Source organism: Sphingomonas sp., assembly GCF_042095875.1.
Lineage (GTDB): Bacteria > Pseudomonadota > Alphaproteobacteria > Sphingomonadales > Sphingomonadaceae > Sphingomonas.
In genome coordinates this window covers 1-11,142 of sequence record NZ_JBELMJ010000065.1, presented here as the reverse complement: position 1 = coordinate 11,142, position 11,142 = coordinate 1, and the positions used below count along the sequence as shown (strand labels likewise).

At 69.6% G+C, this 11,142-nt stretch carries 10 protein-coding genes; 7 read left to right on the top strand and 3 right to left on the bottom strand.

Going from position 1 to position 11,142, the window contains the following annotated elements:
- Nucleotides 1-911 (top strand): S1 RNA-binding domain-containing protein (locus tag ACFDS6_RS15680; protein ID WP_375273037.1); only part of this gene is annotated, 911 nt, incomplete at its 5' end.
- A 115-nt stretch (nt 912-1,026) separates the two neighbouring features.
- Here the strand turns inward: ACFDS6_RS15680 and ACFDS6_RS15675 are convergent.
- Nucleotides 1,027-1,803: a class II aldolase/adducin family protein gene (locus tag ACFDS6_RS15675; RefSeq protein ID WP_375273036.1), complete on the bottom strand. Its 777-nt coding sequence runs from the start codon at nt 1,801-1,803 to the stop codon at nt 1,027-1,029.
- 175 nt (nt 1,804-1,978) lie between these two features.
- Here ACFDS6_RS15675 and ACFDS6_RS15670 point away from each other — a divergent pair, with 175 nt between their 5' ends.
- The 3 genes from ACFDS6_RS15670 to ACFDS6_RS15660 are packed head-to-tail and all read left to right on the top strand — an operon-like array spanning nt 1,979 to nt 6,200.
- Nucleotides 1,979-3,631: an MFS transporter gene (locus tag ACFDS6_RS15670; RefSeq protein ID WP_375273035.1), complete on the top strand. Its 1,653-nt coding sequence runs from the start codon at nt 1,979-1,981 to the stop codon at nt 3,629-3,631.
- Nucleotides 3,628-4,812, top strand: coding sequence for an HlyD family secretion protein (locus ACFDS6_RS15665; RefSeq protein WP_375273034.1), 1,185 nt, complete (start codon nt 3,628-3,630; stop codon nt 4,810-4,812). The genes ACFDS6_RS15670 and ACFDS6_RS15665 overlap by 4 nt, the downstream gene beginning before the upstream one ends.
- Nucleotides 4,809-6,200, top strand: coding sequence for an efflux transporter outer membrane subunit (locus ACFDS6_RS15660; RefSeq protein WP_375273033.1), 1,392 nt, complete (start codon nt 4,809-4,811; stop codon nt 6,198-6,200). The genes ACFDS6_RS15665 and ACFDS6_RS15660 overlap by 4 nt, the downstream gene beginning before the upstream one ends.
- Here ACFDS6_RS15660 and ACFDS6_RS15655 read toward each other — a convergent pair.
- Together ACFDS6_RS15655 and ACFDS6_RS15650 are read right to left on the bottom strand one after the other, a co-directional pair.
- Nucleotides 6,197-7,183, bottom strand: coding sequence for a hypothetical protein (locus ACFDS6_RS15655; protein WP_375273032.1), 987 nt, complete (start codon nt 7,181-7,183; stop codon nt 6,197-6,199). The two genes, ACFDS6_RS15660 and ACFDS6_RS15655, sit on opposite strands and share 4 nt — an antisense overlap.
- The gene (locus ACFDS6_RS15650; RefSeq protein WP_375273031.1) at nt 7,183-7,971 is read right to left on the bottom strand and encodes a glycosyltransferase family A protein; all 789 of its coding nucleotides are present in this window, start codon (nt 7,969-7,971) and stop codon (nt 7,183-7,185) included. The genes ACFDS6_RS15655 and ACFDS6_RS15650 overlap by 1 nt, the downstream gene beginning before the upstream one ends.
- 51 nt (nt 7,972-8,022) lie before the next feature.
- Between ACFDS6_RS15650 and ACFDS6_RS15645 the strand changes: the two genes are divergently transcribed.
- From ACFDS6_RS15645 to ACFDS6_RS15635, 3 genes are all read left to right on the top strand, one after another.
- A complete protein-coding gene (locus ACFDS6_RS15645) occupies nt 8,023-9,087 on the top strand; it encodes a glycosyltransferase (RefSeq protein WP_375273030.1) in 1,065 nt (354 codons plus the stop codon).
- Nucleotides 9,087-9,878, top strand: a complete 792-nt coding sequence (locus ACFDS6_RS15640; RefSeq protein WP_375273029.1) for a glycosyltransferase family 2 protein — start codon at nt 9,087-9,089, stop codon at nt 9,876-9,878. Before ACFDS6_RS15645 ends, ACFDS6_RS15640 begins: the two co-directional genes overlap by 1 nt.
- 62 nt (nt 9,879-9,940) lie before the next feature.
- The coding region (locus ACFDS6_RS15635) for a Clp protease N-terminal domain-containing protein (protein ID WP_375273028.1) at nt 9,941-11,142 on the top strand (1,202 nt) is incomplete at its 3' end.

Sequence of the window (11,142 nt, the reverse complement as noted above, 5' to 3'; positions counted from 1 at the left end):
TCCTGTCCGACATCCTGGGTGACGAGGATCACCTGGGCGACATGGACTTCAAGGTGGCGGGCACCAGCGAGGGCATCACGTCCTTGCAGATGGACATCAAGATCGCCGGCATCACCGAGGAGATCATGCGCGTCGCCCTTAAGCAGGCGCATGAAGGCCGCGCACACATTCTGGGCGAGATGGCCAAGGCGCTCGACTCGACCCGCACCGAGCTGTCGGCGCACGCGCCGCGGATCGAGACCTTCTCGATAGACAAGTCGAAGATCCGCGAAGTGATCGGCACCGGCGGCAAGGTGATCCGCGAGATCGTCGCGACCACCGGCGCCAAGGTCGACATCGACGACGAGGGCGTGATCAAGGTGTCATCGTCCGACCAGAGCCAAATCGAGGCCGCGATCAAGTGGATCAAGGGCCTGGTCGAGGAGGCCGAGGTCGGCAAGATCTACGACGGCAAGGTCGTCAACATCGTCGACTTCGGTGCGTTCGTGAACTTCATGGGTGGCAAGGACGGTCTCGTCCACGTCAGCGAGATGAAGAACGAGCGCGTCGAGAAGCCGACCGATGTCGTCTCCGAGGGCCAGGCCGTGAAGGTCAAGGTCCTCGAGATCGATCCGCGCGGCAAGGTCCGCCTGTCGATGCGCGTCGTCGACCAGGAGACGGGCGAGGAGCTGGAGGACACGCGTCCGAAGCGCGAGCCGCGTGAGGGCGGCGAGCGCGGTGATCGTGGTCCGCGTCGCGAAGGTCGCGGCGGTGGTGATCGCGGCGGCGACCGTGGCGGTTCGCGCCGCGAAGGTCGTGGCGGTGAGCGCGGCGGCGATCGCGGCCCGCGCCGCGAGCGCAGCGAAGGTGGCAGCGACCGCGGTCCCGACCCCGAGTTCGCGCCCGCCTTCCTGACCGGCGACCGCGACTAAGCGCCAGCCGTCAGCGATGACAAATTAAAGGCCCCGGCAGCGATGCCGGGGCCTTTCTGTTTGACCGTAAGCTTTCGGAGCAATCGAGTGAGAAGCTCACCCAATTGCTCTCAGCCTAGTCACGGAAGCTGGGATCGATCCGGTCGAGCTTGCGCAACAGCGCGGGCCAGGCGAGCTTCTGTGCCAGGCCGCCCATCCCCTTCGGGTTCGACTGCCCCGCGACCTTGTGCTCGACACCCTGCGGCGGATTGTTGAGGTGCTCGCGGCCTGCCGACAGCATCATCACCTGCGCCTCGCACGCGCGCTCGAGGAAGTAGAGCCGCAGGAAGCACGACGCCACCGTGTCGCCGACCGCGAGCGTGCCGTGATTGCGCAGGATCATCGCATTCTTGGTGCCGATATCGGCGACCAGCCGCTCGCGCTCGTCCAGGTCGGTCGCGATACCCTCGTAATCGTGGTAGGCGACGTCGTGTTGCGCGATCATCGCGGTCTGCGTGTGCGGCAACAGGCCGAACTCCATCGCCGATACCGCCTGCCCGTGCGGCGTATGCAGGTGCATCACCGCCGCCGCGTCGTCGCGCGCCATGTGGATCGCCGAGTGGATGGTGAAGCCCGCCGGATTGACCGGGTGCGTGCTCGGCCCGACCGGCTGGCCCTCGACGTCGATCTTCACCAGGCTCGACGCGGTAATCTCCTCGAACATCATGTCGTACGGGTTGATGAGGAAGTGGTGCTCGGGCCCCGGCACGCGCGCCGACAGATGCGTGAAGATCAGATCGTCCCAGCCGTAGAGCGCGACCAGGCGATAAGCGGCGGCGAGATCGACCCGTGCCTCCCACTCGCCCGGCGCATACTGCGCCTCCTGCTGGTCGACGGTCGCGAGCGTTGCCATGGCCTGATCCTCTCCGTTTCGTTTCGCGACGTAATACCGCAGGATCGAGAACGCGTCACCCCTGCCTCCACGAACGCACGGCGATGGCGTACCTGAATCGCGAAGCTGCCGCGCCGCCTACGGGACTCCGTCGGGGTCGTTGCGCTCGATCGCGAAACGGACATAGAGCGGCAACATGGCCGTGTTGGCGCGCGTGCGCGAGTTCCTCCGCGAAGAACAATGGGTGTTCGCCGAGCACGAGCGTCCCGTGCTGCCCGGCTCCCCGGGTTCGCCCGCGCACCCCGCACGCCGCCGCATCGCTTACGGCCTGATCGGCGTGCTGCTCGGGTTGACCGCGGGGTTCGGCAATGCACTCATCACCGCCAACACCTACGCGCTGCAAGGCGCGCTCGGGCTCGATCCGGCCGAGATCGCGTGGTTGCCGACGGTGTACGTGATGACCAACGTCAGCATCAACCTGCTGATGATCAAGTTCCGGCAGGAGTTCGGGCTGCGCCCGTTCGCGATCATCTTTCTTGCGCTCTACGTCACGCTCACCTTCGCGCACCTGTTCGTGCGCGACTTCTCCTCAGCGATCTTGGTGCGCGCGGCGAGCGGGATGGCGGGTGCGCCGATCAGCAGCCTGGCGCTCTATTACCTGATGCAGTCGTTCCCGGCGAAGTGGCGGCTGCGCGCGGTGGTGGTCGGCATCGGCGTGCCGCAATGCGCGACGCCGATGGCGCGGCTGTTCTCCCCCGAACTGCTCGCGATGAGCCAGTGGCGCACTTTGTACCTGTTCGAGTTGGGGCTCGCGGCGATGAGCCTGGCCGCGGTGATCGCGCTGCGCCTGCCGCCGACGACGCGCGTCAAGGCGTTCGAGCGGCTCGACTTCGTCACCTTTCCGCTGTTCGCGGGGTCGATGGCGCTGTTCGCCGCCGTGCTGGGGCTCGGTCGCGTCGAATGGTGGACGCAGGCCGACTGGATCGGCTGGGCGCTGATCGCTGCGATCCCGATGCTGGCCGCCGCGCTGCTGATCGAGAGCGGACGCGCCAATCCGCTGCTCAACACGCGCTGGCTAGCGAGCGCGGATATCGTGCGCTTCACCATCGTCACGATCATGGCGCGCATCGTGCTGGCCGAGCAGAGCACGGGTGCGGTCGGATTGCTGACCGTGCTGGGGCAGAACAACGACCAGCTCAAGCCGTTCTTCCTGCTCCTGACGCTCGCGACCGCCGCCGGCGTCGCGGCGAGTGCAGTGACGCTCAACATAGAGAAGCTCGCGCACCCGATCATGCTCGCGGTCGGGCTGGTCGCGGTGGCGGCGTTCGTCGATTCGCATGCCACCAGCCTGACGCGCGCGCCGCAGCTCTACGTAACGCAGGCAGTGATCGCGTTCGCCGGCGCGTTCTTCCTGGGCCCCGCCCTGCTGTTCGGCATGACGCGCGCACTGGCGGCGGGAAGCGGGCACATCATCAGCTTCATCGCGCTGTTCGGGATCATCAACTCGATCGGTGGCCTGGGCGGTGCCGCACTGCTCGGCACCTATCAGGTGGTGCGCGAGAAGGCGAACAGCGCCGCGCTGGTACAAGGCGTGGACGTGACCGACCCGATCGTCGCGCAGCGACTGCAAGCCGGCGCTGCCGGAGTGGGCCGCGTCGTCGGTGATCCCAGCCTACGCAGCGCGGAGGGCGCCGCGCTGCTGTCTCAGACCACGACGCGTGAGGCCAATGTGCTCGCTTACAATGACGTTTTCCGCTTAGTTGCAGTGCTCGCCGCGATGACCTTTCTCTACCTCCTGTTCCTGCTGGTGCGTCGCGCGATCCGCGCGCGTCGCGGAGTTGTTGCATGACCGACCCGCGTTCCTCCGAAGTTTCGCCCACGCCGATGACGGAGGAGAAGATCGCCGAGCAGGGCAGCGCGCCGACGCCCGATCCGGTCGCCGCGCCTGCCCCCGCAACGCCGCAGGGTTCGGGCTGGCGCCCGCCGCAGCTCACCGCCGGCTCGATCGCGCTGATCGTCATGCTGGCGCTCGCCGGGCTAGCCGCGGTGCTGGCGGCGTGGCGGATCTGGCCGTTCGATCCCGACGACCAGTCGACCGACAACGCCTATGTCCGCGGGCGCGTGACGGTGATCAGCCCGCAGGTATCGGGCTACGTCACGCGCGTGCTGGTGCGCGATTTCGCCACCGTCGAGGCGGGGCAGCCGCTGGTCGAGATCGACCGCCGCATCTACGCGCAGCGGGTCGAGGCGGCGGCGTCGCAGGTCGAGGCGGCGCAGGCGACGCTCGCCAACTCGCGCCAGCAGGCCGCCAGCCGCCAGGCGAGCTTCGGCGCGCAGGAGGCCGCGGTCGAGAACGCGCGGGCGCAGCTGATGCGCGCCGAGGCCGACATGGCGCGCGTCAACGATCTGGTGAAGGACGGCTCGGTGTCCTTGCGCGAGCGCGACCAGACGCTCGCCGCGCTGCGTCAGGCGCAGGCGGGCGTGCGTCAGGCGCAGGCGGCGCGCGAGATCGCGCAACAAGACATCCGCACGGTCGAAGTCGGCCGCGGCGGGCAGCAGGCGGGCGTGTCTGGGGCTGAGGCGCAGCTGCGCCTCGCGCGGATCGATCTCGCCAACACGCTGATCCGCGCGCCCGAGCGCGGGCGCTTGTCGGAGGTCGGCGTGCGCGTCGGGCAGTACGTGACCGCGGGATCGCAGCTGATGTTCCTGGTGCCGCCCGAGGTGTGGGTGATCGCCAACTTCAAGGAAGCGCAGACCGCGCGCATCGCGGTCGGCCAGCCGGCGAGCTTCACCGTCGACGCGCTCGCCAACGCGCGCATTCGCGGCCATGTCGAGCAAATCTCGCCCGCCGCGGGCAGCGAGTTCGCGGTGCTCAAGTCGGACAACGCGACCGGCAATTTCACCAAGGTGCCGCAACGGATCGCGGTGCGCATCCGCATCGATCCCGGCCAGCGGCTCGCGGCACGGCTGCGCCCGGGCATGTCGGTGCAGGCGCGCGTCGACGTCGACGGCGCGCCGGCGGTGCAATGACGCGCGCCGTCCCGCTCATCCTCGCGCTGTCGCTCGCCGCCTGCACGCTGCCGGGCAAGCGCGCCGAGGCGCCGGCCGCCGCCGCGGTGGCGCCGCCGCCCGCGTGGCGGACGCGGACGCCGCCGGGTCAGCCGATCCCCGACGCGTGGTGGACCAGCTTCGGCGACGCGCAGCTGACCGCGCTGGTCGAGCGCGCGCTCGCCAACAACCTGGACATCGCGATCGCGGCCGAGCGCGTCGAGGAAGCGCGTGCGGCGCAGGACCTCGCACGCGCGCAACTGCTGCCGACGATCGGTGGGCAGGTGCCAGAGACGCAGGGCCAGACGCTCAGTCCGTTCGGCACGCCGAGCCGCGCGTTCGGCGTCCAGCCCGCGGTCACCGCCAGCTTTGACCTCGACCTGTTCGGGCGACTCAAGCAGGCGAGTCGCGCCGCGCGCGCGCAATTGCTCGCGAGCGAGGGCGCGCGCGACACGGTACGCCTCGCGGTCGCGGCCAGCACCACCTCGGGCTACGTCACCTTGCGCGCGCTCGATCAGCGGCTGGAGATCGCGCGCGGCACGCTCGCCGCGCGCAGCGACGCGCTCAGGATCGCGCGGCGGCGGTTCGAAACCGGCTATTCGTCGCGGCTGGAACTCAGGCAGGCGCAGGCCGAGTACGCCGCCACCGCGCAACTCGTCCCGGCCGCGCAGCTCGCGATCAGCCGGCAGGAGAATGCGCTGTCGCTGCTGACCGGCGACGCGCCACGCGGCATCGCGCGCGGCGTCGCGCTCGACCGGCTGCGACTGCCGCCGATCCCCGACGGGCTGCCCGCCGACCTGCTGCGCCGCCGCCCCGACATCTTTCAGGCCGAGCAGACGCTCGTCGCCGCCGACCGCTCGCTCGACAGCCAGCGCGCGGCGATGCTGCCGAACCTGGCGCTGACCGGTTCGGCCGGCGTGGTGCTGTCAACCGCGCTGTCGAACCCGGTCGGCGTGTTCTCACTGGGTGCCAGCATCCTGTCGCCGATCTTCGACGGAGGGCGGCTGCGCGCGCAGGAGCGCGGCGCGGTGGCGCGGCGCGACCAGGCCGCGTTCGCCTATCGTCGCACTGCGCTGACCGCGTTTCGCGAGGTCGACGACGCGCTGGCGGGTTACGCCCGTATCGCGCAACAGGCGCAGGACCTGGCCGATCAGGCGGCGGCGGCGCGCGGTGCGCTGGAGAATGCGACCAATCGCTACCGCGCGGGCTACTCGGCCTATATCGAGCAGCTCGACGCGCAGCGCAGCCTGCTAACCGCGCAGCTCGCGCTGACGCAGGCGCAGGCCGACCGGCTGACCAACTTCGTCGCGCTCTATCAGGCGATGGGCGGCGGCTGGTCGCGCGCGGAGATCGACGCCACGACGCGCTAGGCGGTGCCGGCGATCCGATCCGCCTCCACGTCCCTTTCCACCTCCTCGTCCATCTCGCGCGCGTCGAGCTTCGGCGGCTGCGCGATGAACGAGGTCACGATGAAGAAGCCGAGGTTCATCGCCTGCGTCAGCGCGCCACCCGCGAGCAGCAGCCCCGCCATCGCCGCGCGCGGTCCAGCGACCGTGTTGCTCATCTCCAGCCCCGCGCTCAGGAACAGCAGGTCGCGGTTGGGGATAATCGGCAGGCGCGAGATCACCATCTGCGCGGTGAGAAACACGAGCCAGGTCGACCAGCGCTCCCTCGGCAACACCACCGCCCATTGCGTCGCCTGGAGCAGCACGACGAGACCGGTGCGCGACACGTGGATGCCGAGCACGCTCGCCGCCTGCCCGCCCGTCAGCGCGATCAGGTGACGCCGCAGCCGGTAGAGCACCGGCACGACGAACGCGGCGGCGAGCACGCCCGCGATCACGATCGCCGGGCCGGGACGCAGCCAGTCGGTGATCCGGCGCGCGTTGCCGGTGGCGGCGAACAGCACCAGCAACCCCGCGGTGACGAGCCCGGACGCGACCGCCGACAGGATCGCATTGTCCTTGAGCGCGATCAGGATGCGCTTGGTCTTCAGACCGAAGCTGCGCTTCAGCCAGATCGCGAACATCAGCTCGCCCGAGTAACCCACCAGCGCGCTGTTGTAGACGCGCTTGCGGATCAGCACCGGGAACGCGCGCGGCAGCGCGCGGCTGAACACGATACGGTAGATCACCGTCTCGGACGCGGGGAGGATCAGGAAATTGACGAAGAACAGCAGGTAGAACAGCGGGTTGGTCGGCAGTGACGCCACCACCTGCTGCCAGCCGATCGCGCGTACCTTGAGCACCAGCCAGGTGAACATCGCGGCGAAGAACAGCACGCGCAGCGCGATCGCGACGCGCTTCGCCGCCTCGGTTCCCGCCCAGGCGCGCGCGCGCGCGATCTGCGTCATCAGACCAGCCCGAGCGCGCGCGAGTGCGCGAAGAAGGCGTCGAACGATACCCGCTGCCGCGGCGTCAGGCGAAAACGCGAGTAACCCGCCGTTCGCCCGAGCAGACGCCGCGCGCCCCACTCGACCCGGTCGCTCGGGGTGAGCGCAATCCGCTTCTCGAAATGCGCGCGTTCCCACGTGTTGCCGCCGTGGAAGCAGCGGATCAGCAGCGCCGCCTCGTCCTTGTCGAGCAAGGTGAAGCTCAGCCGCCGCCACGCGTCGCGGTAGGTGCTGTCCTCGCCGCGGCGTTCGAGCGGGTAGCGGATGTCGTCGCGGCGGCGATGCAGGATCGTGCTCGGCACCCCGCCCTTGAACCAGCCGATGTACGGGCGGCGCAGCCACTCGGGCTCGGCCAGGTGCATCAGCGCGACCGGGCACCAGCACGCCGCCTTGTTTCCCAGCACGACCACCTGCCGCGCCAGCCGCTCGGGATCGAACCAGTCGTCGTCGTCCCACTGCGCGATCAGCTCGCCGCGCGCGAGGTCGAGCGACAGGTTGCGCAACGCGCCGAGCGTGGTCGCCGGGTCCTTGACGAGCCGGTGGTGGATCAAACGGTCGGCGGGCACGCGCGACAGTATTGGCGCGTAGTCCTGCGTCCCGTCGTCAACCACGACGAGCTCGCGGTTGGGATAGGTCTGCGCGAGGAAGCAGTCGACCGATCGTTCGGCCAGGTGCACCCGGTCCGCGGTCACCATCAGGCAGGAGATGCAGGGACCGTCGTCGTTGAACGGCCGATACGCGGGCGTCACGCGGTCGTCCTAGGCAGCACCGGAGCTTGCTGGTATCCGCCGCGCGCTGGCATGACACGCATCGTCTTCGTTCTTTCCTACCCGACGTATCACAGCGTCGCCGATCCGGCGGAGTGGCTGCAATGGGACAATCGCGATCGCCGGATGCCCGCGCTCCTATCGGCGCTCGGTGCCGATGTCGAGTTGTGGGGGGTTGGGCTCGAGGACAGCGTGCTGCGCTGCACGCCCGACGTTGGCGCGCCCTACACGCTGCGACTGTTCGCGCAGGATGGTGGCGGCACGAAGTCGCGCGATCATTACAGCGACGCGATGGTCGCCGCCGCGCGCGCCGATGCGGCCGACCTGTTCGTCGTGATCGGCACCAACGGCGGTGCGGGCTACCGGCTGTTCGACCGCGTGCTCGAGCCCGACGCGCGGCCGTTCGCGGTGATCGTCGGCGGCGATTACTGGAGCCGGCTGGTACCGCACGCCGCGATGGTGTTCACCGAATCCGAGCTGCAGGAGCGCGCGCTTGCCCGCCCGCGCGTGCCGTGGCGCGCCGCCATTCCCTACGCCCGCATGGAGCGGCTGCCCAAGTCGATCGACACCGACCGCTTCCGCCCCGTGATGGGCGAGCGCCGCCGCGACGTGATCGCGGTCAGCCGGCTAACGCGGTGGAAGAGCTTCTCCGAGGTCGGCGCGCTCTCGGTCGAGCACCGCGTCGCGGTCGCGGGCGGCGGGCCGGACGCGGAGGCGCTGGCGCGGCGCTATCCCGAGATCGACTGGCTCGGCCACGTACCCAACGGCGTCGTCCCGGCGCTGCTCGGTTCTGCCGCGCTCTACTTCCACGCCGGCCGGCGCGATTACTTCCCGCGCGCGATCGTCGAGGCGATGGCGTGCGGGCGCCCCGCGGTCGCCTTTGCCGACCGGATCAGCGCCGACGTGCTGCCCGCCAACTGCGGGCTGCGCGTGACCAACCGCAATTACCGGCAGGAGGTCGCCGCGCTGCTCGCCGATCCGACGCGGCTGGCGGCGATGGGGCTGATGGCGCGCGCGCACGCGCTGGCGACGCACGGCCTCAGATCGAGCGAGCCCGCCTGCCACACGCTGCTGCGCCTCGCGCGAGGGAACGCGTGATGACACCCGAGTGGACGGTCGTGCTGCCCTACTACAACGAGGCCGATTATCTCGCCGCGACGCTCCGCAGCCTCGACGCGCAGACGCTCAAGCCCTTTCGCCTGATCCTGATCGACAATGCGTCCGACGACTGTTCGGCCGAGTTCGCTCGCGCCCAGGCGGCGGCGATGACGAATGTCGAGGTGATCCATTTGTTCGCGGAGCAGCCCGGTAAGGTCCACGCGTTGGAGGTCGCCACTCCGCACGTCGCGACGCCCTTCGTCGCCTTCACCGACGCCGACACCATCTACCCGCCGCACTATCTCGCCACCGCGGCGCAGGCGTTCGCGGATGGTGGCGCGCGTGTCGTGGCGGTGATGGCGACCGACGTCACCGATCCCGCCGACGGCCCCGCCGCGCTCGCCAAGCGCCGCCACAACCAGCGCGTCAGCCGGTTGTGGCCGAGGCAGACGCACACCGGCGGCTTCGGCCAAGCTTTCCGCACCCGAGCCTATCTGGACGCGGGCGGGTACGCGCATCGTCACTGGCGCTACGTGCTGATGGATCACGAGATCATGGAACGCGTGCTGCGCCACGGCGACGCGGTCTACCCCTTCGACCTGTGGTGCGTTCCCTCCCCGCGGCGCGCCGACCGCTCGCGCGTGCGCTGGACGCTCGCCGAGCGGCTGCTCTACCATCTCACCCCGCACGCGGCGAAGAACTGGTACTGGCACCGCTTCCTCGGTCCCCGCCTCGCGCGCCGCCGCCTGACCCATCTTAATCTTCGCGAGAAGACGTGGGCTGAAGCCTGACGGGCACACTTGTGTTGCCTGAATATCACACCATCTAGTCGGCAAGACATCAGGGGACGACCATGAACCTCGACAAGTTTACCGACCGCGCGAAAGGCTTCCTCCAGTCCGCGCGCACCGTCGCGATCCGCATGAACCATCAGCAGATCGCGCCCGAACACCTGCTCAAGGCGCTGCTCGAGGATGAGCAGGGCATGGCGGCGGGATTGATCGGGCGCGCCGGCGGCGACGCGCGCCGCGCCACGGCCGAAACCGATGCCGCGCTCGCCAAGCTTCCCGCGGTCAGCGGCTCGGGCGCGCAGACGCCGCCGGGGCTCGGCACCGACGCGGTGCGCGTGCTCGATCAGGCCGAGGAGATCGCGAAGAAGGCCGGTGATAGTTACGTCACCGTCGAGCGGATGCTCGTTGCGCTCGCGCTCAGCCTCAACACCGCCGCGGGCAAGGCGCTCCAGGCCGCGAACGTCCGCGCCGACGCGCTCAACACCGCGATCAACGAGCTGCGCGGCGGCCGCACCGCCGACACGGCGAGCGCGGAGGACCGCTACGACGCGCTCAAGAAGTTCGCGCGCGATCTGACCCAGGCCGCGCGCGACGGCAAGCTCGACCCCGTCATCGGTCGCGACGAGGAAATCCGCCGAACGATCCAGATTCTCGCGCGCCGCACCAAGAACAACCCCGCGCTGATCGGCGAACCCGGCGTCGGCAAGACCGCGATCGCCGAGGGATTGGCGCTGCGGATCGCCAACGGCGACGTGCCCGACACGCTCAAGGACCGTCGCTTGATGGCGCTCGACATGGGCGCGCTGATCGCGGGCGCGAAATACCGCGGCGAGTTCGAGGAGCGGTTGAAGGGCGTGCTCGACGAGGTCCGCCAGGCCGAGGGCGAGGTGATCCTGTTCATCGACGAGATGCACACGCTGATCGGCGCGGGCAAGTCGGAGGGTGCGATGGACGCGGGCAATCTGCTCAAGCCCGCGCTAGCGCGCGGCGAGCTCCACTGCGTCGGCGCGACCACGCTCGACGAATATCGCAAGTACGTCGAGAAGGATCCCGCGCTCCAGCGGCGCTTCCAGCCCGTGTTCGTCGGCGAGCCGACGGTCGAGGACACGATCTCGATCCTGCGCGGGCTGAAGGAGAAGTACGAGCTGCATCACGGCGTGCGCATCACCGACGGTGCGCTCGTCTCGGCCGCGACGCTCTCCAACCGCTACATCACCGACCGCTTCCTGCCCGACAAGGCGATCGACCTGATGGACGAGGCCGC

Bases quoted from the DNA above. Each gene is read 5' to 3' on its own strand.
- ACFDS6_RS15675 (WP_375273036.1), bottom strand. From the start codon at position 1,803: ATGGCAACGCTCGCGACCGTCGACCAGCAGGAGGCGCAGTATGCGCCG.
- ACFDS6_RS15670 (WP_375273035.1), top strand. From the start codon at position 1,979: ATGGCCGTGTTGGCGCGCGTGCGCGAGTTCCTCCGCGAAGAACAATGG.
- ACFDS6_RS15665 (WP_375273034.1), top strand. From the start codon at position 3,628: ATGACCGACCCGCGTTCCTCCGAAGTTTCGCCCACGCCGATGACGGAG.
- ACFDS6_RS15660 (WP_375273033.1), top strand. From the start codon at position 4,809: ATGACGCGCGCCGTCCCGCTCATCCTCGCGCTGTCGCTCGCCGCCTGC.
- ACFDS6_RS15655 (WP_375273032.1), bottom strand. From the start codon at position 7,183: ATGACGCAGATCGCGCGCGCGCGCGCCTGGGCGGGAACCGAGGCGGCG.
- ACFDS6_RS15645 (WP_375273030.1), top strand. From the start codon at position 8,023: ATGACACGCATCGTCTTCGTTCTTTCCTACCCGACGTATCACAGCGTC.
- ACFDS6_RS15640 (WP_375273029.1), top strand. From the start codon at position 9,087: ATGACACCCGAGTGGACGGTCGTGCTGCCCTACTACAACGAGGCCGAT.